At 70.3% G+C, this 26,588-nt stretch carries 23 protein-coding genes; 16 read left to right on the forward strand and 7 right to left on the reverse strand.

What is annotated here, in order from left to right:
• Positions 1-4 precede the first annotated feature (4 nt).
• Together fabD and MMB17_RS24630 are read right to left on the reverse strand one after the other, a co-directional pair.
• On the reverse strand, positions 5-949 hold the full coding sequence (gene fabD, locus MMB17_RS24625; protein ID WP_241100593.1) for an ACP S-malonyltransferase: 945 nt from the start codon (positions 947-949) through the stop codon (positions 5-7).
• 136 nt (positions 950-1,085) lie between these two features.
• Positions 1,086-1,808: a carbonic anhydrase gene (locus tag MMB17_RS24630; RefSeq protein ID WP_238309968.1), complete on the reverse strand. Its 723-nt coding sequence runs from the start codon at positions 1,806-1,808 to the stop codon at positions 1,086-1,088.
• 235 nt (positions 1,809-2,043) lie between these two features.
• Between MMB17_RS24630 and rpoZ the strand changes: the two genes are divergently transcribed.
• Together rpoZ and MMB17_RS24640 are read left to right on the forward strand one after the other, a co-directional pair.
• Positions 2,044-2,454, forward strand: a complete 411-nt coding sequence (gene rpoZ, locus MMB17_RS24635; protein ID WP_238309967.1) for a DNA-directed RNA polymerase subunit omega — start codon at positions 2,044-2,046, stop codon at positions 2,452-2,454.
• Positions 2,455-2,651: 197 nt separating this feature from the next.
• Entirely contained in the window at positions 2,652-4,910 is a 2,259-nt protein-coding gene (locus MMB17_RS24640) for a RelA/SpoT family protein (protein ID WP_241100594.1), read from the forward strand.
• Positions 4,911-5,026: 116 nt separating this feature from the next.
• Here MMB17_RS24640 and MMB17_RS24645 read toward each other — a convergent pair whose 3' ends face one another.
• Both MMB17_RS24645 and MMB17_RS24650 read right to left on the reverse strand, forming a co-directional pair.
• On the reverse strand, positions 5,027-6,724 hold the full coding sequence (locus MMB17_RS24645) for a lysine--tRNA ligase (RefSeq protein ID WP_238309965.1): 1,698 nt from the start codon (positions 6,722-6,724) through the stop codon (positions 5,027-5,029).
• 116 nt (positions 6,725-6,840) lie between these two features.
• Positions 6,841-7,692: a transporter substrate-binding domain-containing protein gene (locus MMB17_RS24650; protein ID WP_420847386.1), complete on the reverse strand. Its 852-nt coding sequence runs from the start codon at positions 7,690-7,692 to the stop codon at positions 6,841-6,843.
• A 198-nt stretch (positions 7,693-7,890) separates the two neighbouring features.
• On the opposite strand from MMB17_RS24650, the gene MMB17_RS24655 reads away from it, so the two are divergent.
• Entirely contained in the window at positions 7,891-9,729 is a 1,839-nt protein-coding gene (locus MMB17_RS24655; protein WP_420847387.1) for a glycosyltransferase family 2 protein, read from the forward strand.
• Here MMB17_RS24655 and MMB17_RS24660 read toward each other — a convergent pair.
• Positions 9,680-10,276: an SCO family protein gene (locus tag MMB17_RS24660; protein WP_238309962.1), complete on the reverse strand. Its 597-nt coding sequence runs from the start codon at positions 10,274-10,276 to the stop codon at positions 9,680-9,682. The two genes, MMB17_RS24655 and MMB17_RS24660, sit on opposite strands and share 50 nt — an antisense overlap.
• A 357-nt stretch (positions 10,277-10,633) precedes the next feature.
• Here MMB17_RS24660 and olsB point away from each other — a divergent pair, with 357 nt between their 5' ends.
• From olsB to MMB17_RS24690, 6 genes are all read left to right on the forward strand, one after another.
• Positions 10,634-11,632, forward strand: a complete 999-nt coding sequence (gene olsB / locus MMB17_RS24665; RefSeq protein ID WP_241100597.1) for a l-ornithine N(alpha)-acyltransferase — start codon at positions 10,634-10,636, stop codon at positions 11,630-11,632.
• Positions 11,633-11,737: 105 nt separating this feature from the next.
• Complete coding sequence (locus MMB17_RS24670; protein WP_241102291.1) at positions 11,738-12,910, forward strand: MFS transporter; 1,173 nt, start codon at positions 11,738-11,740, stop codon at positions 12,908-12,910.
• 102 nt (positions 12,911-13,012) lie between these two features.
• On the forward strand, positions 13,013-13,141 hold the full coding sequence (locus MMB17_RS24675) for a TFIIS helical bundle-like domain containing protein (protein WP_238309960.1): 129 nt from the start codon (positions 13,013-13,015) through the stop codon (positions 13,139-13,141).
• A gap of 132 nt (positions 13,142-13,273) precedes the next feature.
• On the forward strand, positions 13,274-13,618 hold the full coding sequence (locus MMB17_RS24680; RefSeq protein WP_241100598.1) for a hypothetical protein: 345 nt from the start codon (positions 13,274-13,276) through the stop codon (positions 13,616-13,618).
• 137 nt (positions 13,619-13,755) lie between these two features.
• A complete protein-coding gene (gene nhaA, locus MMB17_RS24685; RefSeq protein ID WP_241100599.1) occupies positions 13,756-14,949 on the forward strand; it encodes a Na+/H+ antiporter NhaA in 1,194 nt (397 codons plus the stop codon).
• 41 nt (positions 14,950-14,990) lie between these two features.
• A complete protein-coding gene (locus MMB17_RS24690) occupies positions 14,991-16,766 on the forward strand; it encodes a carbamoyltransferase family protein (protein ID WP_241100600.1) in 1,776 nt (591 codons plus the stop codon).
• A 15-nt stretch (positions 16,767-16,781) separates the two neighbouring features.
• On the opposite strand, the gene MMB17_RS24695 is transcribed toward MMB17_RS24690, so the two are convergent.
• Positions 16,782-17,744 carry a polyprenyl synthetase family protein gene (locus MMB17_RS24695; protein WP_241100601.1) on the reverse strand — a complete coding sequence of 321 codons (963 nt, stop codon included), beginning with the start codon at positions 17,742-17,744 and terminating at the stop codon, positions 16,782-16,784.
• Between the two features lie 36 nt (positions 17,745-17,780).
• Here MMB17_RS24695 and mtgA point away from each other — a divergent pair, with 36 nt between their 5' ends.
• The 3 genes from mtgA to MMB17_RS24710 all read left to right on the forward strand — a co-directional run bounded on the left by mtgA (position 17,781) and on the right by MMB17_RS24710 (position 21,022).
• Positions 17,781-18,524: a monofunctional biosynthetic peptidoglycan transglycosylase gene (mtgA, locus tag MMB17_RS24700; RefSeq protein WP_241100602.1), complete on the forward strand. Its 744-nt coding sequence runs from the start codon at positions 17,781-17,783 to the stop codon at positions 18,522-18,524.
• Between the two features lie 138 nt (positions 18,525-18,662).
• Entirely contained in the window at positions 18,663-19,241 is a 579-nt protein-coding gene (locus MMB17_RS24705) for a hypothetical protein (RefSeq protein WP_238309955.1), read from the forward strand.
• 173 nt (positions 19,242-19,414) lie between these two features.
• Positions 19,415-21,022, forward strand: coding sequence for an ankyrin repeat domain-containing protein (locus MMB17_RS24710; RefSeq protein WP_241100603.1), 1,608 nt, complete (start codon positions 19,415-19,417; stop codon positions 21,020-21,022).
• A gap of 83 nt (positions 21,023-21,105) precedes the next feature.
• Here the strand turns inward: MMB17_RS24710 and MMB17_RS24715 are convergent, their stop codons facing one another.
• Complete coding sequence (locus MMB17_RS24715; protein ID WP_241100604.1) at positions 21,106-22,347, reverse strand: argininosuccinate synthase; 1,242 nt, start codon at positions 22,345-22,347, stop codon at positions 21,106-21,108.
• A 207-nt stretch (positions 22,348-22,554) separates the two neighbouring features.
• Between MMB17_RS24715 and MMB17_RS24720 the strand changes: the two genes are divergently transcribed.
• From MMB17_RS24720 to MMB17_RS24735, 4 genes are all read left to right on the forward strand, one after another.
• Positions 22,555-23,181 carry a 2-hydroxychromene-2-carboxylate isomerase gene (locus tag MMB17_RS24720; protein ID WP_241100605.1) on the forward strand — a complete coding sequence of 209 codons (627 nt, stop codon included), beginning with the start codon at positions 22,555-22,557 and terminating at the stop codon, positions 23,179-23,181.
• Positions 23,182-23,257: 76 nt separating this feature from the next.
• Positions 23,258-23,749: a 23S rRNA (pseudouridine(1915)-N(3))-methyltransferase RlmH gene (gene rlmH, locus MMB17_RS24725; RefSeq protein WP_241100606.1), complete on the forward strand. Its 492-nt coding sequence runs from the start codon at positions 23,258-23,260 to the stop codon at positions 23,747-23,749.
• Between the two features lie 2 nt (positions 23,750-23,751).
• Positions 23,752-25,122 (forward strand): murein hydrolase activator EnvC family protein, encoded by a 1,371-nt coding sequence (locus MMB17_RS24730; RefSeq protein WP_420847304.1) that lies wholly within the window; start codon positions 23,752-23,754, stop codon positions 25,120-25,122.
• The gene (locus MMB17_RS24735; RefSeq protein WP_238309950.1) at positions 25,122-26,444 is read left to right on the forward strand and encodes a S41 family peptidase; all 1,323 of its coding nucleotides are present in this window, start codon (positions 25,122-25,124) and stop codon (positions 26,442-26,444) included. Before MMB17_RS24730 ends, MMB17_RS24735 begins: the two co-directional genes overlap by 1 nt.
• The last annotated feature ends 144 nt before the right edge of the window (positions 26,445-26,588 follow it).

Consider the following 26,588-nt stretch of genomic DNA (forward strand, 5'->3'; position numbering starts at 1 on the left):
AGTCTCAAGAATAGGCGGCGACGTCGTCGGGCGTGCCGATGGCGTTGGCGCTTGCGGAGGGCGCGATGCGCTTGACGAGGCCGGTCAGCACCTTGCCGGCGCCCACTTCGTGGAAGCGGTCGACGCCGGCGGCCGCCATGGCGGCGACGCTCTCCGCCCAGCGCACGGTGCCCGTGACCTGGGCGACGAGGGCCTCGCGGATCTGGGCCGGATCGCTGAGCGGACCGGCAGTGACATTGGCGTAGACCGGCACCTTGGGGGCGCTCATGGAGACGCTCTGCAGCGCCTCCCGCATGGCCTCGGCCGCCGGCCCCATCAGAGCGCAGTGGAAGGGCGCGGAGACGTTGAGCATCACGGCGCGCTTGATGCCGCGGCCCTGGGCCAGGGCGACGGCGCGTTCCACCGCCTCGCGGTGGCCGGAGAGCACGACCTGCCCGGCGCCGTTGTCGTTGGCGATGTCGCAGACCGCCTGCTGGCTGCCGTCGCGCGCCGCCTCCTCGGCGATGGCGTGGGCGGTGGCGAGATCGGCGCCGATCAGCGCGGCCATGGCGCCGAGGCCCGGCGCCACCGCCTTCTGCATCGCCTCGCCGCGGATGCGCAGCAGCCGGGCCGTGTCCGCGATGGAGAAGGTGCCAGCGGCCGCGAGGGCGGAATATTCGCCGAGCGAATGGCCGGCCACGAAGGCCGCGTCGCGGGCGAGATCGAGGCCGCGCTCCGCCTCGAGCGCCCGCAGCACGGCGAGGCTCGCCGCCATCAGGGCCGGCTGGGCGTTGGCGGTGAGCGTCAGGGTCTCGGCCGGCCCCTCGAACATCACCTTGGACAGGTTCTCGCCGAGCGCGTCGTCCACCTCGGAGAAGACGTGGCGTGCCGCCGAGGAGGCTTCGGCGAGGGCCTTGCCCATGCCGACGACCTGGCTGCCCTGACCGGGAAAGAGAAAAGCGCGCGTCATGAAAGCCGATTCCGCGATGCGCGGACGCTCGAACCTGGCCGGACGTCTGCGAAGGGGGAGCGCGGCGCACTCGCATCGTCGGGCGCGGGTGTCAACAATGCGCCGCACAACATCTTGGCCCTGGCGGACATGCCGGTCAGGCCTCGTTGAAGAAGTCCACGGTGCCGGTGTCGAGACTGTAGGAGGCGCCGACGATGCGCAGCCGGCCCTGGCGCAGGGGATCGAGAAGGGCCGGCTCCGAGGCGGTGCGCAGCCGCGTGACGATGCGGTCCACATTGGCGCGCATGGCGTTCTCCACGAGGTCGCCCGGCTTGTCCTTCACGGAGAGGACGGCGGGGAGGATCGGCTCGATCATCCGCCCGATCGCGCCGGTATAGACGGTGTTGCGGTTGACCACCTCCACCGCCGCCTCGACGGCGCCGCATCGGCTATGGCCCATCACCAGGATCAGGGGGATGCCGAGCTGCGCGACCGCGTATTCGATGGAGCCGAGCGCGGCGAGGTCGACCGCGTTGCCGGCGTTGCGCACGATGAACAGCTCGCCGAGCCCACGCCCGAACAGGGTTTCGGGGGAGACGCGGGAATCAGAGCAGCTGACGAGGACGCAGAACGGGGTCTGGCCCAGGGCGATCTCGATGCGGCGCTCCCGGGTCTGCCCGGCCCGGACCGGGCTGTCGGTGCGGAAGAGGCGGTTGCCCTCGCGCAGGGTCGCGAGCGCCTGGTCGGGCGTCATCTCGGTCTTGCGGCTGGAGAATTCCGTGGCGTGGAGAGAGGCGGGCAGAGCCGTCGCGGCGAAGGCGGCCGCTCCCCAATGGCAGGCGCAGGCCATGAGGCGACGGCGGCTCGGCGGGCGGTCCATTCGCGTCTCCATGAGCGAAGCGGCCTGTGATGACGGGCGAAGCGGCCTCTCCTTATCGGAGGTTAACGTGTCCGCCGACCGGTTCGCTCTGCCGTGTCGACAAGAAATCTTCGTGACGTCGCGCGCAGGGTGGCGCGGGATTTCGGCATCCGCTTGCTCCTTCGCGGCGATGCGGTGTAAGGAGCCGGTTGATTTCGCCAAAATCCGTACGCCGTTCGAGAAGGAGCCGCTTCGCATGGCTCGCGTCACCGTCGAAGATTGCATCGAGAAGGTCGAGAACCGCTTCGAGTTGGTTCTGCTCGCCAGCCACCGCGCCCGGCTGCTCGCCGCCGGCGCCCCGCTCACCGTCGAGCGCGACCGCGACAAGAACCCCGTCGTGGCCCTGCGCGAGATCGGCGACGAGACCATCACCGCCGAGGATCTCAAGGAGCAGCTGATCCACTCGATGCAGAAATACGTCGAGGTGGACGAGCCCGAGGCCGAGACCGTGCCGCTGCTGTCGAGCTCGCCGGCCGCCGCCGCCGTGGCGCCCCAGTCCAGCTCCGACGACAAGGACATCGCCTTCGACCGGATGAGCGAGGAGGATCTCCTGCGCGGCCTCGAGAACCTCGCTCCGCCGACCGAGACGGACGACGAGGCCGAATAAGGCCCCAGCCCTGCGACGATCGCGGGAAGCCCGGCTCCGGCCGGGCTTTTTCGTGCCGGGATGCGCGAGGCGCGCATGGCGCATGCCGGCCCCGCTTCCCATCTGCGACATGACGCATCGCGCCTCTGGCGCGGGAGGCGGCGATGCAGGACAATCGGCGAGTGTCTCAGGTCGAGCGTGAAGGGTCTTCCCGGCGGATGATGCGCCAGTACGAACTCGTCGAACGGGTCAAGCGCTACAACCCGGCGACCAACGAGGCCCTTCTCAACCGCGCCTACATCTACGCCATGAAGGCCCACGGCACGCAGAAGCGTGCCTCGGGGGATCCCTTCTTCGCCCACCCGCTCGAGGTGGCGGCGATCCTCACCGACCTCCGGCTCGACGACGCGACCATCGTCGCCGCGGTGCTGCACGACACGGTGGAGGACACCGCGGCCACCGTCGACGAGATCAATGAGTTGTTCGGGCCGGATATCGGGGCTCTCGTCGACGGCCTGACCAAGCTGAAGCGGCTCGATCTCGTCTCGAAGCGGGCGGTGCAGGGCGAGAACTTCCGCAAGCTCCTGCTCGCGGTGGCCGACGACGTGAGGGTGCTGCTCGTCAAGCTCGCCGACCGCCTGCACAACATGCGCACGCTCCACTTCATGACGCCGGAGAAGCGCGCGCGCATCGCCGAGGAGACGCTGGACATCTACGCGCCGCTCGCCGGCCGCATGGGTATGCAGGAGCTGCGCGACGAGCTGGAGGACCTGTCCTTCCGCAACCTGAAGCCGGAGGTCTACGAGACCATCACCCGCCGGCTGGAGGACCTCTCGGCCAAGTCCGGCGAGCTCATCAAGACCATCGAGCAGGACCTGACGGCCCGACTCGCGGCGCAGGACATCCGCGCGGCGGTGAAGGGCCGGCTCAAGAAGCCGTTCTCGATCTGGTCGAAGATGGAGCGCAAGTCGATCGCCTTCGAGCAGCTCTCGGACATCGTCGGCTTCCGCGTCGTGGTCGAGACGGTGGCGGCCTGCTACGGCGCCCTCGGCGTGGTGCATACGAGCTGGCCGATGGTGCCGGGCCGCTACAAGGACTACATCTCCACGCCCAAGCAGAACGACTACCGCTCGATCCACACCACGGTGATCGGGCCCAAGCAGCAGCGCGTGGAGCTGCAGATCCGCACCGCCGCCATGGACGAGATCGCCGAATACGGCATCGCGGCCCATGCCCATTACAAGGAGCTCTCCAAGGACGAGCCGGAGAGCGCCGAGGACGGCAGCGTGCATCCGCGGCTCGCCACCGAGAGCGGCGCCTACCAATGGCTGCGCCGCACGATCGAACTGCTCGCCGAGGGCGACAGCCCGGAGGAGTTCCTGGAGCACACCAAGCTCGAGCTGTTCCAGGACCAGGTCTTCTGCTTCACGCCCAAGGGCCTGCTCATCGCCCTGCCCCGGGGCGCGACGCCGATCGATTTCGCCTATGCCGTCCACACGAATGTGGGCAACACCGCCGTCGGTGCGAAGGTGAACGGCCGCATGGTGCCGCTGCTGCACCAGCTCCAGAACGGCGACGAGGTCGAGATCGCGCGCTCCGACGGGGCCTCGCCGCCGGCCGCCTGGGAATCCCTCGTCGTCACCGGCAAGGCCCGCGCCGCGATCCGGCGGGCGACCCGGGTGGCGGTGCGCCGGCAATATGCCGGTCTCGGCCGCCAGATCCTCGACCGCGCCTTCGAGCGGGCCGGCCGCAGCTTCTCGGAGGAGAAGCTGAAGGGGGCCCTGCCCCGGCTCGCCCGGGCCAGCACCGAGGACGTGTTCGCGGCGGTCGGCCGGGGCGAGATGTTCTCCGGCGACGTCGTGAAGGCGGTCTATCCCGACTACAAGGACGAGCGGCGCGTCGGCGCCCCCGGCACGCAGTCCTCGCCGGCCAACGGCGCCTGGCGGCTCAGCCGGAAGGACCAGACCATGCGGGTCATGTCCCCCGCCGAGGGCGGGACGCCCGAGGCGGAGCGGGAGGGCATCAGCGGCATCCCGATCCGCGGCCTCGCCGGCGACCTTCCGGTGAGCTTCGCCCCGAACGGCGGCGCCGTGCCCGGCGACCGCATCGTCGGCATCCTGACGCCCGGCGTCGGCATCACGATCTACCCGATCCAGTCGGCGGCGCTCGCGGCCTTCGACAACGAGCCCGAGCGCTGGCTCGACGTGCGATGGGACGTGGAGGCGGGCTCGCAGGAGCGCTTCCCCGCCCGCCTCGCCCTCGAATCGATCAACGAGCCCGGTACGCTGGCCCAGATCGCCCATGTCATCGCCGAGCATGACGGCAACATCGACAACGTCTCGATGAAGCGGCGCACCCAGGACTTCACCGAGATCGGCATCGACCTCTCGGTCTGGGACCTGAAGCAGCTCAACGCCATCATCTCGGAGCTGCGCACCAAGCGCTCGGTCAGCCGCGTGGAGCGGGTGAACGGCTGAAGCGGCCCGGCCGAGCTGCCGCAGCGACTTACTTCGCGGCGTGAACAAAGAAAAAGGGACCGGATCGCACCGATCCGGTCCCTTTCTTGTCGTACCGTCGTTCCGGATGGATCGGGTCAGGCTGCCTTCCGGCTCTCGAGGAAGGCCGCGTGCTCGGCGACGAGGTCGCCGGCCAGCGCCTTCTCCAGGAGCGCCCGGGTCTCTGGCACGCCGTAGAGGGCGATGAAGGAGCCGAAGCGCGGCCCCTGCGCCTCGCCGAACAGCACGTTGTAGATCGAGGCGAACCACGTCTTGGACACGCCCGGGCGCCCGTCCGGGCTCTTGGCCTTGCCGGACAGGTCCGGGAAATGGCGCCGGCCGACCTCGTAGACGATGGCCTGAAGCGCTTCCGGATCGATCGCGCCGTCATAGGCGCCCAGCGTCTCCGAGAGGTCGCGCAGGGCCGCGGCCTCCTCGTCGGTCGCCGCGCGGTACTGCTTCTCCGGCCGGACGAAGTCCCGGTAATAGGCGAGCGCCCCGGCGACCTGCGCTGCGAGCCCCGGATGGGTCTCCGGGCCGACATTCGGCGCATAGCGGCGGATGAAGCCCCACAGCACCTCCGGCGTGTCGGCATTGGCGACCGCCACGAGGTTCAGGAGCATCGCGAAAGAGATGGTCGTGCCCGAGGCGTCGATCGTCTCCGGGGCGGGCGGCTCCCCGGCATGCAGGTGCCAGACCGGATTGCCGAGACGCAGCTTGGCGTCCTGCTTCGCGTAGCGCTCGAGGAAATTGCCGTATTCGTCGACATGGCGCGGGATCACGTCGAAGAACAGGCGCTTGGCCTCGCGGGGCTTGTTGTACATGAACAGGGCCAGCGATTCCGGCGTGCCGTAGGCGAGCCATTCGTCGATGGTCAGGCCGTTGCCCTTGGACTTCGAGATCTTCTGGCCCTTCTCGTCGAGGAAGAGCTCGTAGTTGAAGCCTTCCGGCGGCTCGGCGCCGAGCGCCCGGGCGATCTGCCCGGAGAGCTTCACCGAATCGATCAGGTCCTTGCCGGCCATCTCGTAATCGACGCCGAGCGCGACCCAGCGCATGGCCCAGTCGGGCTTCCATTGCAGCTTGACGTGGCCGCCCGTCACCGGGGTCTCGTAGGCCTCGCCGGTGGCAGGATCGCGCCAGACGATGGTGCCGGACGACGCCCGCACCTCGTCGATCGGCACCTGCATCACGTGGCCGGTGACGGGGTGGATCGGCAGGAAGGGCGAGTAGGAGGCCGAGCGCTCGGCCCGCAGCGAGGGCAGCATGATCGCCATCACCGCCTCGTAACGCTCCGCCACGAGGCGCAGCGTGTCGTCGAAGAGGCCGGCCTTGTAGCAGTCGGTCGCCGAGCGGAACTCGTAGTCGAAGCCGAAGGCGTCGAGGAAGCGGCGCAGCTCGGCGTTGTTGTGGTGGCCGAAGCTCTCATGCGTGCCGAACGGATCGGGCACCTTGGTCAGCGGCAGGTTGAGCGCCTCGGCGAGCTTCTCGCGATTCGGTACGTTGTCCGGCACCTTGCGCAGGCCGTCCATGTCGTCCGAGAAGGCGATCAGCCGGGTCGGCACGCTGTCGTTCGTCAGAACCCGGAAGGCGTGACGCACCATTGAGGTGCGGGCCACCTCGCCGAAGGTGCCGATATGCGGCAGGCCCGAGGGGCCGTAGCCGGTCTCGAACAGCACCTCCGCCTTCGGCTTCTTCTCCAGCCGCGCGACGAGCTTTCGCGCCTCCTCGAAAGGCCACGCGGCCGCCGTGGCGGCGGCCTCCAGAATGGCGGGATCGAAGGCGGACGGGGTCGTCATGATCGGCAAGCTTTTGATGGAAGCGGCGAAAGGCGCGCGGTGCGGGGCGGCACGGAGGGCGTCGCGAGGGGCGCAAACTATGGAGCGCGGCCGGCCCGGTCAACGCGGGCCGGTGCTCAGAACGGGCTGACGGGGAAGAAGCGCAGGTAGAGTTCGGTGTATCGGCCGTCGTCCCAGACGCGCTGGAGCGCGTCGTCGAGGGCGCGCGAAAGGGCGGCGTCGTCCTTCCGGGTCACGAGGCCGATTCCCTCGCCGAAATAGCGGTTCTCCAGATAGTCGCCCCCGAAGAAGGCGCAGCAATTCTCCGAATCCTGGCCGCCGATCCAGAGGGCGAGGCTCAGGCCGTCGGCGAAGGCGTAGTCGATCTCGCCGCGCTTGAGGCCGCCCTCCATGGCCGCGAGGTCGGTGAAGGGTTTCGCCTCCGCCTTGGGGAAGAACACCTTGAGATAGGCCTGGTGGGCGCTGCCCTCGATCACCCCGACCTTCTTGCCGGCGAGCGCCGCGGCGGAGGGCTCGGGCAGGTCGCGGCCGGTGCGCGCGGCGAAGCGGGCCGGCCAGCGGAAATAGGGACGCGTCGCGAGGAAGCGGGCCCGCAGACCCCCGGTGAGCGGCACGGCGGCGGCCACCACGTCGCCCTGGCCGTCCGCCAGCGCGTCGAGCAGGGTGTCGAAGCGGCGCGCCTGCACCGTGCAGGCGATGGCGAGCTTCTCGCAGACCGCCCGGGCCAGCTCGACGGAGAAGCCGGTCGGCGTGCCGTCCGGCCCGGCGAAATGCAGCGGCGGAAATTCGTCGTCCGTCAGGAATCGGACCGCGCGTCCGAGCTGCGGGGCATCGATCCGCTCGCCGCGGGCACGCGGGTTCCACATATTGGGAATTGTGACTTCGGCGCCGGGCGCGACCTCCGGTTTCTTGTCCTGTTGCGGATCTGCCGCAGCCCCGAGCAAAGGTGCGAGCAACCCCAGCAGCATGGTGCGCGCCGCGCGGGCGCGGATTGACCGCCGGCGAGGCGGCGGCGTGCGATGGACGGCGGTGGGGCGGATCGGGCTCACGCCTCTCCCTAGCACGTCGCGGAGCCGCCGGGAGCCGGTCCCGTGTCCCTGCTCGCGCCGCCGGAGCATGCCTCCCTCCTGCTCCCGCCGGAGATCGCCTTCCTCGCTGCGCAGGGCGTGTCGCGGGCGATTCTGGAGAAGGCGGCGGAGCAGGCCCGCCAGGGCGGCGCGGATGCCGCGACGACCCTCCTCAACACCGGCCTGCTCTCCGAGGAGGCGTTCTACCGGGCGCTCGCGCGGCATCTCGGCGTGACCTTCCTCGGGGAGGCCTTCGCGCTCTCGGAGGACACACCCTACCCGCAGGCCCTCCGCGCCGGTGCGGCCCCGCTGGCGGCGGGATCGGCCCATGCCCTGGTTGCGGCGCCCCGCGGCTACGCCGTCGCGCGGCTGCTCGACGTGCATCGCGAACTGGCCTCGCCCCCGGCCATCACGACACCGACGCGCCTGCGCGCGGCGGTGTTCGCCCTGCATGCCGACAGGATCGCCGCGGACGCCTCGGACGATCTCGGCCGCCACCATCCCGAATGGTCCTGCCGACCCGGTCCGCATCTGACGCATCTCGCCCTCGTCGGCTTCACGATCCTGCTCGGGCTCGTGACCGCGCGGCTGCCCCTTCTCATCGGCCATCTGGTGCTCGCGGCGACGCAGATCCTGCTGATCGCGATGCTGTCGATCCGGATCGCGGCGGTCGGCGTCGCCGCCTCGCTGGAGCCGCGGCGCTTCGAGGCGCGGCCTCTCGCCGACGCGATGCTGCCCACCTACACGGTCCTGGTCGCCCTCTACCGCGAGGCGGCGGTGGTGCCGCGCCTGATCTACACCCTGTCGAAGCTCGACTATCCGGCGGCCAAGCTCGACATCAAGTTCCTGATCGAGGAAGGCGATTCCGAAACGGCGGCGGCCTTGGCGGCGGCCCCCTTGCCGGCCCGGTTCGAGGTGATCGTCGCACCGCCGGGGCTGCCGCGGACCAAGCCGCGGGCGCTCAACATCGCTCTGCCCCTCGCCAGGGGCGACCATCTCGTCGTCTACGATGCCGAGGACGTGGTCGATCCCGGCCAGCTCCGGACTGCGGCGGCCCAGTTCGCCCGCTCCCCCGCCACGATCGCCTGCCTGCAGGGCCGCCTTGTGATCGACAATGCCGCCGATGGCTGGCTGACGCGGTTCTTCGCCATCGAATACGCGGCCCTCTTCGACGTGCTCGGCCCGGCGCTCGCCCGCTGGCGCATGCCGATCCCGCTCGGCGGCACCTCCACGCATTTCCGGACGCCGGTGCTGCGCCGGCTCCATGGCTGGGATCCCTGGAACGTGACCGAGGATGCCGATCTCGGCATCCGGCTGGCGCTCGCCGGCTACACGGTCGGCGATCTGCCGAGCTCCACCTACGAGGAGGCGCCCAAGCGCGTCGGGGCCTGGCTGCGGCAGCGCACGCGCTGGATGAAGGGCTACCTGCAGACGAGCTTCACCCATGGCCGCGGGCTGCGGAAGGCGTGGCGGCGGCTCGGGCCCCTGGGCTTCCTCTATGCCGGGGCGCTCCTGCCCGGCACGGTCGCCTCCGCCCTGCTCTATCCGTTCCTGATGCTCGCGAGCCTCTACGAGATGATCGCGGGGCCGGCCCGCGCGGAGTTCGGGCTGCTCGCGACCCTGACCAGCCTGGGCAGCTATGCCGTGTTCCTCGGCGGCGCCGGCGCGATGCTGCTGCCCGGCCTTCTCGGCTGCCTGCGCCGCGGCTGGATCGACCTGCTGCCGCGCGTCCCGCTGATGCCCGTGTATTTCCTGCTCGTCGGGCTCGCCGCCTGGCTCGCGCTGTTCGAGCTGGTCCACCATCCCTTCCGATGGAACAAGACCGAGCACGGCCTCTCGCGGACCTCCCGCAGCGGCGCCCTGCACCTGCGGCGGCGGACGGGGACGGTCAGAGCCGCTTCGTCAGCTCCGCCGCCGTTTCCTGCGCCGGCCGGTTGAGGTTGAGGGCACCGACGAAGTCGTTGCGGGCATTCATGACGTAGACCAGCGCCGTGTGCTCCATGACGTAGTCGCCGTCCTTGCCCGGCACCTTCTTGGCGTAGCCGCGATAGGCCTTCACCGTGGCGGCGACCTGCTCCGGGCTGCCGGTAAGGCCGACGATGCGGGGATCGAAGCTCGACAGGTAGTCCTTCAGCGCCTCCGGCGTGTCCCGCTCGGGATCGACCGTCACGAAGGCGACCTTCATGCCCTCCGCCTTCGGGCCGAGGGCGGCGAGCACGTCGGAGATCTGCTGCAGCGTGGTCGGGCAGACATCCGGGCAATGGGTGAAGCCGAAGAAGACGAGATGCGTCGCGCCGCGGAAGTCCTGGTCGGTGACGGTCTTCCCGTTCTGGTCGGTGAGGGTGAAGGGGCCGCCGATCCCGCTCGTCGCCTGATGCGCCTGGGGCACCAGCATGATCACCGCGGCGGCGCTGACGCCGACCAGCCCGAGGAGGAAGGCGCCGACGGGCAGGATCAGGCGGCGCGTGCGGGGGGACAGAGCCATGGTCGGGCCTTCGCGGGCGGGCGGACGCTCCCGTCCGGCCTCAAGGCTGCCGGAGGAACCATGCCCGGATGGTCGCTGGCAAGGGGCGGGTCGCCGCGGAGCCGGATGGCGAGGCGCAGCGACGCGTCATGCCCCTGCGCAACGCCTTGAAATCCTTAGCCGGTTTCGTTCGTCGGCTACGTGGCAGGCGGGAGGGGAGAGTCGCCGGAATCGCCGCGCGGCCATCGGTCCAACCCCTTGTCCAAACACGCATTCTCCCGTCATAAAAGCGTGCCGGCCTTCGTGTTGTTGTCGCCGGCAACGAGGGGGCGCGGACGATGTTCGCCCGGCCCCGGGCCTCGACGGGACGGGTCGACCATGCTGCCGAATTTTTCCGCGCGTGATGCCACCGCGGCGTGGAAGGCCGGCTGGGAGACGAAGGTGCAGGCGCCCTTCGCCCGCTTCCGCCAGACCTTCGAGGGCGGCGACCTGATGCTGCCCGGCGGCGCGCCGATCCTCCTGAAGCCCCGGGCGAAGAAGCTTGTCGTCGATCCGGGCCTCGACCCCTGCCTCGGCCGCATCGGCACGCTGGAGGTGCGCCTCGCCACCACCAAATCGGAGATCCGCCGGGCGCAGCGCCTGCGCTTCCGCGTGTTCTACGAGGAGATGTCGGCGATCCCCTCCGGCATGGCGGCGCTGAAGCGGCGCGACATCGACGCCTACGACGCGGTCTGCGACCACCTGCTGGTGATCGACCACGCCGCGACCGAGGCCAAGCCCTTCCGCAAGGCGCGGCCCAAGGTGGTCGGCACCTATCGTCTGCTCCGCCAGGACCGGGCGGATGCGGCCTTCGGCTTCTACTCGGCCGGGGAATACGACCTCGCCCCCCTGCTGGAGCGCCATCCCGGCAAGCGCTTCCTGGAGCTCGGCCGCTCCTGCGTGCTCAAGCCCTACCGCACCAAGCGCACGGTGGAGCTGCTCTGGCACGGCATCTGGACCTACGTGCTGCATCACCGCATCGATGCGATGCTCGGCTGCGCCAGCCTGGAGGGCACGGATCCCGAGCGGCTCGCCCTGCCGCTCAGCTTCCTGCACCACCATGCCCGGGCGCCGGAGTCCTGGCGGGTGCGGGCCCTGCCCGAGCGCTACGTCGCCATGGACCGGCTGGCGCCGGAGGCGATCGACCCGAAGAAGGCGTTGAACGCCCTGCCCCCGCTGATGAAGGGCTATCTGCGCGTCGGCGCGACCTTCGGCGACGGCGCCGTGGTCGACCGCCAGTTCGGCACCACGGACGTCTTCGTGGTGCTGCCGGTCTCGGCGATCGCCGCCCGCTATATCGGCCATTTCGGCGCGAGTGCGGATCGGCACGCCGCGTGACCGGAACGCCGTTCGGGCAGGGCTGACCCGCTCCATCCCGGCTTGCTCCGGCCCGTGAAGCCTGATGAGGCAGCGCGACCGTCCGCTCACGTGCCCGTGAAGGTCATGCTCGCCCCCTCCCCCCGGTCCGACCGCGAACGCCTCGGCGCCATGGCCGCGGCCATCACCTGCGTGGCCGTGGTCGGCACCGGGCTCGGCCTGTCGATCCCGCTCCTTTCCCTCGAGATGGAGCGGATGGGGGCTTCCAGCGGGCTCATCGGCGTCAACACCGCTGTGGCCGGGCTCGCCAGCATCCTCACCGTGCCCTTCGTGCCGCGGCTCGCCGCCCGCATCGGCGTGGTGCGCCTGCTCGTGCTGGCGATCCTCGTAGGCGGCCTCTGCCTCTCGGGCTTCAAGCTGTTTTACGGGCTGGCCTGGTGGTTTCCCCTGCGCTTCGTCTTCTCGACGACGCTCGGCGTGCTGTTCGTGCTGTCCGAGTACTGGATCAACGACGCGGCGCCTCCCGCGCGGCGCGGGCTGGTGATGGGCATCTACGCCACGGTGCTCGCCATCGGCTTCGCCATCGGGCCGGCTTTGCTCGCCGTGTTCGGCACGGAGGGCTGGGCTCCCTATCTCGCCGGCTCCGGCCTCTTCTTCCTCGGCCTGACGCCGCTGCTGCTGGCCCGGAACCTGTCCCCGCGTCTCGGCCATGGCGGCGGCGGCAAGGTGCTCGCCTATCTGCGCACCGCGCCGGTCGCGGTGCTCGCCGCCGCGCTCTACGGGGCGGTGGAAGCCGGCGGCTTCGCCATCCTGCCGCTTTATGCGCTCCATGTCGGCTTCGACGCGAAGACGGCGGCGGCCCTGGTGAGCGCCGTGGCACTGGGCAACGTGGCCTTCCAGATCCCCGTCGGTCTGCTCGCGGACCGGATCGACCGACGCTGGGTGCTGCTCGGTGCCTGCCTTTTCGGCGCTGCCGGGGCAGCCGCGATCCCGGCGCTTTCCGGTTCGCTACCGTGGCTGACGGGCCTGCTCTTCGCCTGGGGCGGTATTGCCGGCACGCTCTACACGGTCGGCCTCGCCCATCTCGGCGCGACCCTGCGCGGACCGGATCTCGCGGGCGCCAACGCCGCCTTCGTGATGCTCTACAATGTCGGGCTGATGCTCGGGCCGCCCGTGATCGGCGGGGGCATGGACCTCGCCAAGCCCCACGGCTTCGCGGTGGCGCTCGCGATCCCGTTCCTGGCTTATGTGCTGGTGGTGATCCGTAACCTCGCCCGCTCTTCCGGAAGAGGCGCCTGAGCGCCACATTCTGGAACGGGCGCTCCCCTGGAGCCGTTATACGCTCAAGCTGCTGCCCGAGAGACGGCATGCGCCGTCTCAGCCCCTTGCCGGAGGTCTGCCATGAGCCTGATCGGACGCCTCGTCACCAAGATCCTCGGCACCGAGGACCGCCCCGTTGCCCGCGACGACCGCAATGCCGGCTCCAGCACGCCGATCGGCCGGCTGGTGACCAAGATCCTGCGGAGGTAGGCGCCTCTTGCCGTCAGCCGCACGAGGCCGACGGACGCGCGATAGGTTGCGTCATGACCGAAGTCGAGCAGGGAACCGCCGCGATCCTGCTCGGCGCATGGCCGGGCGATTCCATGCCACCTGGATCGGCGGTTGAATGAATGCGGCATCGTCTCGGATGTGAGCGACAATCGCAGGTCGGCAATGCGATGCCTGACCGACCGCGATGGCGCCGGGAAGGAGGCGTGCGTTTCGGTGCACGTCTCCCCCGAGCCAATCGAACGGGTGAACGCACGAGCGGGGCTGCGACAAGACACGGAACTGGTGGAGTTCGCCTTGGCGAACGTCCCTATGGACGACACCTTCGCCCAGGTTGCCTGCGAGCTGCGCAACACGGACGATCCGGATCTCGAACGCGGTTCTTCGCGAATGTCCCTGAGCTTCGGGTCCGCTCCGCAGGTGCCGAAGCGCGATCCCGGCACGACCTTGGCCCACTGAAACGACGTGGCCCTTCCACGTCTGAAGCGTGCGGCAGCGTCTATCGCGGAAGGGGGTAAGGCCATCGCGTCGCAACCATGCGCGGCACCGGCCGGTCCTCCTTGCGCTCCGCGTCCGAGCCGGGCACTCCGCCCTCGATGACCGTTCCGTCCCCGTCCACGCGCCGTCCGCTCTCTGCTCTTCGCGGCTTCCTCACCAACGAGGCCGCGGGTGGGATCGTTCTGATGGTGGCGGCGGCGCTGGCGCTCGTTGTGGCGAATTCGCCCCTCGGCGCGCACTACGCCCACGCCCTGCATACGAAGCTCGGGCCCTTCAGCCTTCTGCATTGGGTGAATGACGGCCTGATGGCCGTGTTCTTCCTGCTGGTGGGTCTCGAGATCAAGCGCGAGGGGCTGGACGGACGCTTGCGGACCTGGCCGGACCGGGTGCTGCCCGGCATCGCCGCCGCCGCAGGCATGGCGGCACCGGCCCTCGTCTATCTCGCCTTCAATCTCGGTTCCGGCACCGCCCGCGGCTGGGCGATTCCCGCCGCCACCGACATCGCCTTCGCCTTGGGCGTGCTTGCGCTGCTCGGCCCGCGGGTGCCGGTCTCCCTCAAGATCTTCCTCGCGGCGGTGGCGATCGTCGACGATCTCGGGGCCGTCCTCATCATCGCCCTGTTCTACACAAGCTCCCTCGACCTGCCGATGCTGGCCGGCGCGGGGGGCGTGCTGCTCGCGCTCCTCGCCCTCAACCGTTTCGGCGTGCGGGTCCTTTTTCCCTATCTTCTGCTCGGCCTCGTGCTCTGGGTGTTCGTGTTGCGCTCGGGCGTGCACGCCACCGTCGCCGGGGTGCTGCTCGCCCTGTTCGTGCCGATCCGCCCGAGCCCGGGCCGGCCGGAGGACGAGACCTCGCCCTTGCACCGGCTGGAGCATGGGCTGAGCCCTTGGGTTTCCTTCCTGATCGTGCCGGTCTTCGGTTTCGCCAATGCCGGCGTCGGTGTCCTCGGCCTGCCGCCTTCGGCTTTGGTCGATCCCGTCACCCTCGGCGTGGGGCTCGGCCTGTTCCTGGGCAAGCAGGTCGGCGTCTTCGCGAGCGTGCGGCTCGCGGTTCTGACCGGCATCGCGGCGCGGCCGGCCGGGGCGAGCTGGCGGCAGGTCTACGGTGTCGCCCTGCTCTGCGGCATCGGCTTCACCATGAGCCTGTTCATCGGTGGCCTCGCCTTCACGGACGGCCTGCACGAGACGGAGACCAAGCTCGGCGTCCTCGGCGGCTCCCTGCTCTCGGGGCTCGCCGGCGCCCTGCTGCTCGCGCGCGCCCCCCGGCGGGTGGAGGAGGCGGCGCGGGCCTGAGCCGCGTTGTCCCGCGCGCGCACCAGTTGTAACTGCGCGCCATGCGCTACTATCTAGGCCTCGCCACCACCTTCCACGATCCGGCCCTCGCCCTCGTCGGACCGGACGGGACCGTGCTCTTCGCGGAGGGCGCGGAGCGCTTCCTGCAATACAAGCGGGCCCCGAACTGCGAGCCCGATACCGGCATCCGCATGGTCGGCCTTCTGAAGGCCCATGTGCCGGAGGGGGCAGAGCTCGTCATCGCCTCCTCCTGGGGTGAGCAGTTCACGGAGTTCCTGAAGGGCCAGGCGGCGGCGGGCGCCTTCGACCTGATGGCGCTGAGCCGCCATCCCTCGACCCTCAACCGCTCCTTCGTGCCGGAGCGGGCCGAGCGCATCCTGGTGGCCGATCTCCACGCCATGCAGGCCCGGATCGGGCATGGCACGCTGATGGCGCTCGACAACGAGACCCGCGGCTTCGGCGGGACGCCTCGGGTGAGCCTGGCCGCGCAGAGGCGCTACCCCCACCATCTCGCGCACGCGGCCTACGCTCTCTGGGGCAGCCCCTTCGACAAGGCCACGGCGCTCATCGTGGACGGCATGGGCGAGACGGGTGCGGCGGCGCTCTACCGGCTGGCGGAGGGCCGCATCGAGGAGGTGCGCCGGCACCGGGGCCGCGGCTCGGTCGGCTTCCTCTACGGTCTCGTCACCGACCTGGCCGGCTTCGACCAGATCAAGGGCGAGGAATGGAAGATCATGGGGCTCGCCCCCTACGGCACGCCCGATCCCGATCTGATGGAGCTGCTGCGCCGCCTCTACAGCGTGGAAGACGGGCGGCTGAAATTCGCCGACACGCCGGTCGTTCAGGCGGTGACGGCGGAGATCCTCGCCCGGCGCCCGCCCGACCTGACCGAGCAGGGCTGGGCCGACCTTGCCCGCAGCGGCCAGGAGATCTTCTGCGAGCTGATGGACGTGCTCGTCGCCGAAGCCGAGCGGCTGGCCCCCTCGGAGAATCTGGTGATCGGCGGCGGCTGCGGGCTCAATTCCTCCTACAATGGCCGCGTGCTCGGGCGCTCCGGCTTCCGGCGGCTGCACGTGCCCTCGGCGCCCGCCGACGACGGCAACGCCATCGGCGCGGCCTGGCTCGCCTATGCGGAGGATCATCCCGAGTGGCGCGGACCTGCCGCCGCCGCCCGGCCGCTGACGCCCTATCTCGGCTCGACGGTCTCGACCGAGCCCTTCGAGCGCATGACGGCCTGGGAGCCGCGGGCACGGAAGCTCGGCCACGAAGGTGTCACCCGGGAGGCGGCGCGGATCCTGGCCGAAGGGGGCCTCGTCGGCTGGGTGCAGGGCCGGGCCGAGTTCGGTCCCCGGGCGCTCGGCAACCGCTCGATCCTGGCCGATCCGCGCCCCGAATGGGCCAAGGAACGGCTCAACGCCAAGGTGAAGTACCGCGAGGCCTTCCGGCCCTTCGCCCCCTCCATCCTGGCGGAGGCGGGCCCCGACTGGTTCGAGGATTACGCGGACAGCCCCTACATGGAGCGCACCCTGGTCTGGCGGGACGCCGTGCGGGCCAAGGTGCCGGCGGTGGTGCATGCGGACGGCACCGGCCGGCTCCAGAGCGTCACGCGGGCGCGCAACCCGGCCTATGCCGCCCTGATCGAGGCCTTTTGCGACCTGACCGGCGTGCCGATCCTGCTCAACACGAGCTTCAACGTGATGGGCAAGCCGATCCTCCACACAGCGGAGGACGCGATCCTGATGTTCTACACCACGGGCCTCGACGCCATCGTGGTCGAGGACTGGCTGCTGACCAAGACGATGCCGGCCGGGGTGTGAGCCCGGCGCCCCGCTTCAGGCCTTGCGGGCCACCGTGAAGCGGGCGGCCTGGCGCAGGATCTCGGCGCGCCCGCCCCAGGGAGCCACCGCCTCCTCGCAGAGGGCGACGAGGCGGTCGCACTCGGCGCGGGCGCCGTCGAGGCCGAGGCGATCGACGAGGGTCGCCTTGCCGGCATCCTTGTCCTTGCCGGTGGCCTTGCCCATGGCCTCCGGGGAGGCCTCGCGGTCGAGGATGTCGTCGGCGACCTGGAAGGCCTGGCCGAGGGCCTTGCCGTAGCGCAGGAGCGCCGCCCGCTCGTCGGCGTCGGCGCCGCCGACGATGGCGCCCGCCTCCACCGAATAGGCGAGGATGGCGCCGGTCTTCATGGCCTGCATGCGCAGGGTGTCCTCGACGTCGAGGGAGACGGCGCCGAAGCGGCCTTCCGCGGCGAGATCGAGGAGCTGCCCGCCGACCATGCCGCCGAGGCCGGAGGCCTTGGCGAGGCCGAGCACGAGATCGGCGCGGATCGCCGGGTTCGGCTGCCACTGGGCGTCCGCCGTGATCTCGAAGGCCAGCGTCTGCAGGGCGTCGCCGACGAGGATGGCGGTGGCCTCGTCATAGGCCTTGTGCACCGTGGGCTTGCCGCGGCGCATGTCGTCGTTGTCCATCGCCGGCATGTCGTCGTGGACCAGCGAATAGCAGTGCACCAGCTCGACGCCCGCGCCGGCGGCGAGCGCCCCGGCCTCGGAACCGCCGAGCATGCGGGCGGTCTCGATCGCGAGGAACGGGCGCAGGCGCTTGCCGCCGCCGAGCACCGCGTGGCGCATCGCCTCCATCAGCCGGGGCGGACGGGCGATCTCGCCGGGGCGGACGCTTTCGTCGAGCAGGTCGACCATGAAGCGCTCGACGGTGGCCGCCACCTCGGCAAGCCTGTGGGCAAAGGCATCGGCCGACGGGTTCGCCTTGACCGGAGCGGCGGAACCTTGCGTTGAGGTCATCGGGACAAGCCTTGGTCGAGAAGGGGCAGGCGCAGGTTGCGGATGCCGGAGGACAGCGACGGGATGCCCGAGGGGCGCGATCTGCGCCGCGTGCGGCCGCCGGGCCGTGGGCGCGGATTGCGGCGGCTCGCCACCCTCCTCACCGTCGCTCCCGTCATCGTGGTCGCCCTCACGCTCACGCTCGCGCTCGTCTATAGCGTGCTGATGCCGCCCTCAACCCTGATGCTGGGCCGATGGTTGACGTGGCAGGGCGTCGACCGGGAGCCGGCGGCGCTGGAGGCGATCTCGCCTTTCCTCGTCCAGGCGGTGATGGCCTCGGAGGATCAGCGCTTCTGCCTGCATAGCGGCGTCGACTGGGGGGCGCTGCGCGAGGTCGTGGACGACGAGGACGGGCCGAGCCGGGGCGCCTCCACCATCACCATGCAGACGGCCAAGAACGTCTTCCTCTGGCCCGGCCGCTCCTACATCCGCAAGGGCCTCGAGATCCCCCTGGCGCTGCTGGCGGACGCGGTCTGGGGCAAGCGGCGGACGATGGAAATCTACCTCAACGTCGCCGAGTGGGGCGAAGGCCTCTACGGCGCGCAGGCCGCCGCCCGGTACTGGTTCCACAAGGATGCCCGTGCGCTGACGCGCCAGGAGGCGGCCCTGCTCGCGGCCGCGCTGCCGAACCCGATCGAGCGCCGGGCCGGCAAGCCGTCCCGCGGCCTGCGCGCCATCGCCGCCCGTATTCAGGGCCGGATGGGACAGGTCGACGGGCTGATGGGCTGCCTGCGCCGCTGATCCCGCACAGGCCCGGGCGAGGCCGAAATTGCCGCGGGACGCTCGATCGGTTGCGGGCGAGATCGCTGCGGCCGGGGCGCACGGGGGGCGCAACCGGCCGAAAATCGGTTATGGAGCCCGCCGAGAAGGAGAGTTCCCATGTCCGTGCCCGCCACCGAGATCACCCTGGAGCGGATCGCCCTGATCCGGCGCCTCGTGGTGGCCTGGAACCCGGAGGCGCATGGCGCGCCGATCATCCATCCCGACGCGCCCTACGGCAGCACCGATCGGGACGGCGACATCGCCAACGTCACCGGGGACGACGAGGGCGCGGAGGAGGAGCACCGGGCGGTCGGCGCGGCGCTCGCGGCCTTCGTGCGGCACGCGACGCTCAAGCCCGGCCGTTTCACCTATCACAACCCCCTGGTGAAGCTCGATCTCGCCGGCGTCGGCGATGTGTTCCGCGACGAGGCGGGCGCCGCCCCGAAGCAGATCACCTTCGATGTCGGGGAAGAGCATCTCGCCCTGATCCCGCATCTGGCGGTGGCCTGGGACGAGGCCCGCGGCATCCCCCTGGTCGATCCGGCCGCTCCCTACGGCGGGGCCGACCTCGAAGCCTCGATGCGCCGGCATCTCGGCGGCCGGGAGACCGACCTCATCCGCCTGCACCACGCCCTGCAGCCCGCCCTTCAGATCTTTCTGCGCTACGCCGACATCGCCCCGGGCGATTACGCCTGAGAGCGGAGCCGCGTTGACCCTCGTGGAAGCGGTGCCTTAATGTCCGGGTGCGGAGCAAGCCGCCCCCGGACCCGCGGGAAGGGTTGAGCCCACTTGCCGCCGAGTTTTCGACGACAGCAGACCTTTGTGCAGCCGGAGATGCGGGTCATCGGCGCTTCATGCACGGAGGTTCCATGCAGCGGCTCCCCGATCAGCCCGATCTCGACCATCTGAAACGGCAGGCCAAGGGCCTGCTCGCCCGCGCCCGGGCGGGCGACGCTTCCGCCCGCGCGTTCTTTCGCGACGCTGCCCGCGGTGCCGAGCCGGATCTACGGCTTCATGCGGCGCAGTTCGCCCTCGCCCGTGCCTATGGCTTCCCCTCCTGGCCGGACTTGGCCCGCTTCGTCCTGGCCCGCCGCGCCTGGGCTGCCGACCCCGCACGCCGGATTCAGGAATGGCTGCGCCTCGCCTATGCCGGCGACATCGCGGGAGGAATGGGCCGCGCGAGCCCCGCCGCGGCGGCGCGTCTGATCGAGGAGGATCCGGGTTTCCTCGCCGGCGACGCCCCTCTCGCCTGCGCCGTCGGCCAGGAGACCGCATTGCACGCGGCGATCGATGCGGATCCCGGTTGGGTCCATCGCCCAGGCGGGCCACTGAACCTGCCGCCCCTCGTGGCCGTAACGCATTCGAGCCTGCTGCGGCTGCCGCGCTACCGCGAGGGATTGATCGCCTGCGCGCGGCGTCTGCTCGAGGCAGGAGCCGATCCGGATCAGGCCGTTCCCAGCCGCTGGGGCGGTGCGCCGGGCACGCCGCTCTCGGCCCTCTACGGCGCGGCTGGGCAGAACCGTGATCCCGCACTGACGCGCCTGCTCCTCGAAGCGGGGGCGAACCCGAATGACGGGGAATCCCTCTATCATTCTCTGGAGGAACCGGAGTGCACCCGGCTGCTCCTCAAGGCGGGCGCCCGCGTTGCCGGCACCAATGCGCTCTACCGTGCCCTCGACCTCGCCGATGCCGAGCCGCTTCGTTTGCTGCTCGCGCATGGGGCCGATCCGGAGGAGCCGCCGCCGGGCCTTCCGACCTCGGCCTGGGGCACGCCCCTGCTCTGGGCGATCCGGCGGCGCCGGTCCCTGGCCCATGTCGAGGCCCTGCTCGCCGCCGGGGCCGATCCGAGCGCGCGGACGCCGGACGGCACCGGCGCCCTTGTCCTGGCGCGGCGTTTCGGCCTGCCGGAGGTCGCCGCCCGCCTGGAGCAGGCCGGTGCGGCGGCGGCGATGTCCGACCCGGAGCGCTTTCTCGCCGCTTGCGCGGCGGGGGATGTGGCGGCCGCGGAGCGGATCCGATCCCTCCAACCGGATCTACCGGGATCCCTGTCCGAGGTGCAATTGCGGCAATTGCCCGAGCTCGCCGCGCTCGGCTGCGGGCAGGCCGTGCGGCTGATGGTGCGGCTCGGCTGGCCGGTCGCGATCCCGGGCGGGGATTGGCAGGGCTCGGCCCTCAACCATGCGGTGTTCCGGGGCGATGCCGAGCTGACCCGCTTTCTCTTGGAGCACGGCGCCGGCTGGCGGGAACGCCATGGCTACGGCGACGACGTGAGCGGCACCCTGTCCTGGGCTTCCCTCAACGAACCCGAGAACGGCGGGGACTGGGCGGGATGCGCCGAGGCCCTGCTCGCTCACGGCATGCCCGCTGCAAGCCGGGACCCGGTGGGCTCCGGCGGTGTGGTGCACGACGGGCGCCTACGGTCCTTCTCCGATGCGGTGACCGAGATTCTGCTCGGGGTCACGGAGCAGGAGGGATGAACCCGCTTCAGATCGCTTGAAACGGGCGGGCGTGCCTCCCCTCGCCCGCGAGCGGGACGAGGGGAGATCGCCCGAGCGCGAACTCAGCCTTCGCGCTTCTTGCGCTGGGCGAGCGTCCGCAGCCGAAGCGCGTTGAGCTTGATGAAGCCGGCCGCGTCGCGGTGGTCGTAGGCGACGGCGCCCTCCTCGAAGGTGACGAGGTCCTGGTCGTAGAGGGAATGCGGGCTCTCGCGGCCGATCACGTGCACGCCGCCCTTGTAGAGCTTCAGCCGCACGGTGCCGGTGACCTTCTCCTGGCTCTTGTCGATGAGCGCCTGGAGCATCTCACGCTCCGGCGAGAACCAGAAGCCGTTATAGATCAGCTCCGCGTATTGCGGCATGAGCTGATCCTTCAGATGTGCCGCGCCGCGATCCAAGGTGATCGATTCGATGGCGCGGTGGGCCGGCAGCAGGATGGTGCCACCGGGGGTCTCGTACATGCCGCGGCTCTTCATGCCGACGAAGCGGTTCTCGACGAGGTCGAGCCGGCCGATGCCGTTGGCGCGGCCGAGCTCGTTCAGCTTGGCGAGCAGGGTGGCCGGCGACAGGCGCTCGCCGTCGATGGAGACCGCATCGCCCTTCTCGAAGCCGATGGTGATGACGGTGGGAGTCTCGGGCGCCTCTTCCGGCGACAGGGTGCGCGAATAGACGTAGTCCGGCACCTCTACCGCCGGATCCTCCAGCACCTTGCCCTCCGAGGAGGCGTGCAGGAGGTTGGCATCGACGGAGAACGGGCTCTCGCCGCGCTTGTCCTTGGCGATCGGGATCTGGTGCTGCTCGGCGAAGGCGATGAGCTGCTCGCGGGAGCGAAGGTCCCATTCGCGCCAGGGGGCGATGACGGTCACGTCGGGCTTGAGGGCGTAGTAGCCGAGCTCGAACCGGACCTGGTCGTTGCCCTTGCCGGTGGCGCCGTGGCAGACCGCGTCGGCCCCGACCCGCTCGGCGATCTCGATCTGCTTCTTGGCGATGAGCGGCCGGGCGATGGAGGTGCCGAGCAGGTACACGCCCTCATAGACGGCATTGGCCCGGAACATCGGGAAGACGTAGTCGCGGACGAATTCCTCGCGCAGATCCTCGATGAAGATGTTCTCCGGCTTGATGCCGAGCAGCTCCGCCTTCTTGCGGGCCGGCTCCAGCTCCTCGCCCTGGCCGAGATCGGCGGTGAAGGTCACGACTTCGCAGCCGTAGGTGGTCTGCAGCCACTTGAGGATGATCGAGGTGTCGAGGCCGCCCGAATAGGCGAGCACGACCTTCTTGACGGATTTGGGAGAAGAGGGAGCGGACATCGGGGAAGGCTTCGTTCAGCGGCCGGGATGCCGCGTCGCTTAACAGCGGAGTTGCGCCCCGCGCAACCGCATGCGCCCTGCCGGCTTACAGGAGAGGGACGGCGCGCGGTCGCGCGAGGCTGCCCTCCTCGGAAAGCATGGCTGTCGCGGATGAACCTTCGCGGTGGGTTCTGCGTAGTGTCACTTTCGATCCCGGAGCTTTGACGAATGCCGCGTCGCCCGACCCTGGAGTTCTGGTACGAGTTCGCCTCGACCTACTCCTATCTCGCGGCGATGCGCGTCGAGGCCCTCGCCGAGGCGGCCGGCGTCGCCCTGCGCTGGCGGCCCTTCCTGCTCGGGCCGATCTTCCTGGCCCAGGGCTGGAACAACTCGCCCTTCAATCTGTACCCGGCCAAGGGCCGCAACATGTGGCGGGACCTCGACCGGGAGGCGGCCCGGGCCGGTCTGCCGCCGGTGACGCGCCCCAACCCGTTCCCGCAGAACAGCCTCGCCGCCACCCGCGCCGCGATCTACGGCAGCGATTTCGACTGGCTGGTGCCCTTCTCGAAGGCGGTGTTCGCGACCTCCTTCGCCAGGGGCGGCTCCATCGCCGAACCCTCGGCCGTGGCCGCAATCCTCGACGGCCTCGGCCTCGACGGGCCGGCGATCCTCAAGGCCGCGACCTCGGAGGTGAACAAGGGCCGCCTCAAGGTGGCGGGCGAGGAGGCGAGGTCCCGCGGCATCTACGGTGCCCCGAGCTTCCTCACCGAGGATGGCGAACTGTTCTGGGGCAACGACCGCCTGGAGCAGGCGCTGGCCTGGGCCGCCGGGGACCGTCCGGGGGGCTTGCGGTAGGCCACGCTGCGCGAGAGACGAAAAGCCGTCTCGTGCTAAGGGCGTGCGGTCAGCGATAATCCGGACCGCCCTCCCCTTGCGTTTTCTCCTCGTCGCCGTCGGCCGGCTCAAGAACGGCCCGGAGCGTGACCTCGCCACCCGCTATCGCGAGCGTGCCCTCGCCCTGGGCAAGAGCCTGGGCGTCTCCGCCTGCGACCTCGTCGAGATTCCGGAGAGCCGGGCGCGGCGGGCCCCTGACCGCTGCGCCGAGGAGGCGGCGGCGATCCTCGGCCATGTCTCGGCGGAGGCGGCCTTGATCGCCTATGACGAGCGCGGGCGTTCCGATCTCTCCAGCGAGCGCATCGCGGAGCGGGTCGGGGTCTGGCGCGATGCTTCGAAGCCGGCTCTGGCGATCGCCATCGGCGGCGCGGACGGCCTCGACGACGCCGTTCGGACACGCGCCGACCTCATTCTCGCCTTCGGGGCGGCGACACTGCCCCATGGCCTTGTGCGCGTGCTCGCCCTGGAGCAGGTGTACCGGACGCTCACGATCCTGGCGGGTCATCCCTATCACCGCGGCGAGCCTTGAGGGTGCATCTCCGGTCTTCGACATCCCCGCGCCGTCTCCTCGCGGCCGGCCTCCTCTGCGCGGGTGCGGCCCTGGCCGGGGCGGCCGCGGCGCAGGAGGCCCCCGCCCCTGCCGAGGCGATCCAGCGCGCCACCGAGGAGCGGAACCGGCGCGCCGAGAGCCTGAAGCAGATCGAGGAAGCGCTCGCCGCGAGCGCCGGAAGCCGCGCCGCCATGGAGAAGGAAGCGGCGGCGATCGCCGGCGACCGGGCCAAGCTCAACACCGCCCTGCTCGACGCGGCCCGCCAGGCCCAGGCGACCGAGGACCGGATGAGCCGCCTCGACGAGCGCCTGCGCACGCTCACCGACAGCGAGGCGGCGATCCGCAAGTCGCTCGATGCCCGCCGCGGCGTCATCGCCGAGGTGCTGGCGGCGCTCCAGCGTATGGGCCGGCGCCCGCCCCCCGCAGTGCTGGTGCGGCCCGAGGACGTGCTCGCGGTCATCCGCACCTCGATGCTGCTCGGCGCGGTAGTGCCGGAACTGCGCGGCGAGGCCGAGACGCTCGCCGGCGACCTGACCGAGTTGGTGCGGGTGCGCGGGCTGATCGCCTCCGATCGCGAAGCTTTGAAGAACGATCTCGCGGGTTGGGCGGCGGAGCGCCAGCGGCTCGACGCCCTCGTCACCGCCCGCAAGGCGCGGCTCGCCGAAGTCGAGAGCAACCTCGCGGCCGAGCGTCAGCGTAGCGCCGAACTCGGCGTCCAGGCCAAGTCCCTGAAGGATCTGGTCGACCGCATGGAGGGCCAGGTCGCCTCCGTCCGCCGCGCCGAGGAGGCGGCCAGGGCGGCGCAGGAGAAGGAGGCGCGGGCGACGCAGGAGAAATTCGCTGCCGCGGGCACCCGCGATCCGGCCCGCCTCACGCCGAAGATCAAGTTCGCCGAACTGCGCGGCGACCTGCCGAGGCCCGTCAGCGGCGTGCTCGCCCGCGGCTTCAACCAGCCCGACGGGAATGGCGGCACCACCCGCGGCATCTCGCTCCGGGCGCGGCCGAAGGCGGTCGTCGCCTCTCCGGCGGATGGCTGGGTGGCCTTTGCCGGGCCCTTCCGGTCCTATGGCCGTCTCTTGATCATCAACGCGGGCGACGGCTACTATCTTTTGCTCGCCGGCATGGACCAGATCAGCGTCGAGGTCGGGCAGTTCGTGCTGGCGGGTGAGCCTGTGGCGACGATGGGTGACGGCGGATCGGCGGAGGTTTCGCAGGCTCCAACGACGCGTGCGTCATCGAGGGACGATGATCGGGGCGATCCCGTCCTGTACGTCGAGTTCAGAAAAGACGGCGGCTCCATCGATCCGGAGCCTTGGTGGGCGAAGAGCCCCAGCGAGAAGGTCCGCGGGTAATGCGCAAGATTTCCCTCGTGTTGTTCGGCGCGGTCCTGGGCGTCGGTGGGTCGGTGGTCGCGACCCAGACGCAATTGCTCTCCGGCACCAGCGCGGTCGCGGCCTCCGCCGAGACCTACCGGCAGCTCAGCCTGTTCGGTGACGTGTTCGAGAAGGTGCGCACTGACTACGTGGAGAAGCCCGACGAGGCCAAGCTGATCGAGGCCGCGGTCAACGGCATGCTGACCTCGCTGGACCCGCATTCGAGCTACATGGACGCGAAGGCCTTCCGCGACATGCAGACCACGACCCGCGGCGAGTTCGGCGGCCTCGGCATTGAGGTCACGATGGAGGACGGCCTGATCAAGGTCGTCTCCCCGATCGACGACACCCCCGCCTCGAAGGCCGGCATCCTCGCCAACGACATCATCACCCAGATCGACGAGGACCAGGTGCAGGGCATGACCCTGAACCAGGCCGTCGACAAGATGCGCGGCCCGGTCAATTCCGCGGTGAAACTGAAGATCACCCGCAAGGAGGCCAAGGACCCGATCGACGTCACGCTCAACCGCGACGTGATCAAGATCCGCCCCGTGCGCTCGAAGGTCGAGGGCGGCGACGTCGGCTACGTGCGCCTGACCCAGTTCAACGAGCAAACCTATGACGGCCTGAAGACCGCCATCGACAAGCTCTCCAGCGAGATCGGCAACGACAAGCTCAAGGGCTACGTGCTCGACCTGCGCAACAACCCGGGCGGCCTGCTCGACCAGGCGGTGATGGTCTCCGACGCCTTCCTCGACCGGGGCGAGATCGTCTCAACCCGCGGTCGCAATCCGGACGAGACGCAGCGCTTCTCCGCCAAGGCCGGCGACCTCGCCAAGGGCAAGCCGATCGTGGTGCTTGTGAATGGCGGCGCGGCCTCGGCTTCGGAGATCGTGGCCGGCGCCCTGCAGGATCATAAGCGGGCGACCATCATGGGCACCCGCTCCTTCGGCAAGGGCTCCGTGCAGTCGATCATCCCGCTCGGCGGCCAGGGCGCTCTGCGCCTGACCACGGCGCGCTATTACACGCCGTCCGGCCGCTCGATTCAGGCCAAGGGCATCGAGCCGGATCAGGAGGTCCTGCAGGAGGTGCCGGACGACCTGAAGGGCAAGGACGAGACCAAGGGCGAGGCCGGCCTGAAGGGCCACCTCAAGCAGAAGGACACGGAAGAGCGCGGCGGCTCCTCGGCCTACATCCCGCCGGACCCGGCCAAGGACAAGCAGCTCATCGCCGCCGTGGACTTCCTGCACGGCATCCAGAAGGGCGCCGCCAACGTGACGAAGCCCGCCACGCAGAACTGATGCGCTTTCTCGACGCGGGGCACCGCAGGGCGCCCGGCCTTTAGGGAAAGATTAACCATGACGGCCCGCAATGTCGGCTCAGACCGACGCTGCGGGCCGATTCCGTTTCAGAAGCGCCCTAAGCTCGCGGTCCCGGGAATCGCA

The organism is Methylobacterium organophilum (assembly GCF_022533465.1).
GTDB lineage: Bacteria > Pseudomonadota > Alphaproteobacteria > Rhizobiales > Beijerinckiaceae > Methylobacterium > Methylobacterium organophilum.

Bases quoted from the DNA above. Each gene is read 5' to 3' on its own strand.
- fabD (WP_241100593.1), bottom strand. From the start codon at position 949: ATGACGCGCGCTTTTCTCTTTCCCGGTCAGGGCAGCCAGGTCGTCGGC.
- MMB17_RS24630 (WP_238309968.1), bottom strand. From the start codon at position 1,808: ATGGACCGCCCGCCGAGCCGCCGTCGCCTCATGGCCTGCGCCTGCCAT.
- rpoZ (WP_238309967.1), top strand. From the start codon at position 2,044: ATGGCTCGCGTCACCGTCGAAGATTGCATCGAGAAGGTCGAGAACCGC.
- MMB17_RS24640 (WP_241100594.1), top strand. From the start codon at position 2,652: ATGATGCGCCAGTACGAACTCGTCGAACGGGTCAAGCGCTACAACCCG.
- MMB17_RS24645 (WP_238309965.1), bottom strand. From the start codon at position 6,724: ATGACGACCCCGTCCGCCTTCGATCCCGCCATTCTGGAGGCCGCCGCC.
- MMB17_RS24650 (WP_420847386.1), bottom strand. From the start codon at position 7,692: ATGCTGCTGGGGTTGCTCGCACCTTTGCTCGGGGCTGCGGCAGATCCG.
- MMB17_RS24660 (WP_238309962.1), bottom strand. From the start codon at position 10,276: ATGGCTCTGTCCCCCCGCACGCGCCGCCTGATCCTGCCCGTCGGCGCC.
- olsB (WP_241100597.1), top strand. From the start codon at position 10,634: ATGCTGCCGAATTTTTCCGCGCGTGATGCCACCGCGGCGTGGAAGGCC.
- MMB17_RS24670 (WP_241102291.1), top strand. From the start codon at position 11,738: ATGCTCGCCCCCTCCCCCCGGTCCGACCGCGAACGCCTCGGCGCCATG.
- MMB17_RS24675 (WP_238309960.1), top strand. From the start codon at position 13,013: ATGAGCCTGATCGGACGCCTCGTCACCAAGATCCTCGGCACCGAGGAC.
- nhaA (WP_241100599.1), top strand. From the start codon at position 13,756: ATGACCGTTCCGTCCCCGTCCACGCGCCGTCCGCTCTCTGCTCTTCGC.
- MMB17_RS24690 (WP_241100600.1), top strand. From the start codon at position 14,991: ATGCGCTACTATCTAGGCCTCGCCACCACCTTCCACGATCCGGCCCTC.
- MMB17_RS24695 (WP_241100601.1), bottom strand. From the start codon at position 17,744: ATGACCTCAACGCAAGGTTCCGCCGCTCCGGTCAAGGCGAACCCGTCG.
- MMB17_RS24705 (WP_238309955.1), top strand. From the start codon at position 18,663: ATGTCCGTGCCCGCCACCGAGATCACCCTGGAGCGGATCGCCCTGATC.
- MMB17_RS24710 (WP_241100603.1), top strand. From the start codon at position 19,415: ATGCAGCGGCTCCCCGATCAGCCCGATCTCGACCATCTGAAACGGCAG.
- MMB17_RS24715 (WP_241100604.1), bottom strand. From the start codon at position 22,347: ATGTCCGCTCCCTCTTCTCCCAAATCCGTCAAGAAGGTCGTGCTCGCC.
- MMB17_RS24720 (WP_241100605.1), top strand. From the start codon at position 22,555: ATGCCGCGTCGCCCGACCCTGGAGTTCTGGTACGAGTTCGCCTCGACC.
- MMB17_RS24735 (WP_238309950.1), top strand. From the start codon at position 25,122: ATGCGCAAGATTTCCCTCGTGTTGTTCGGCGCGGTCCTGGGCGTCGGT.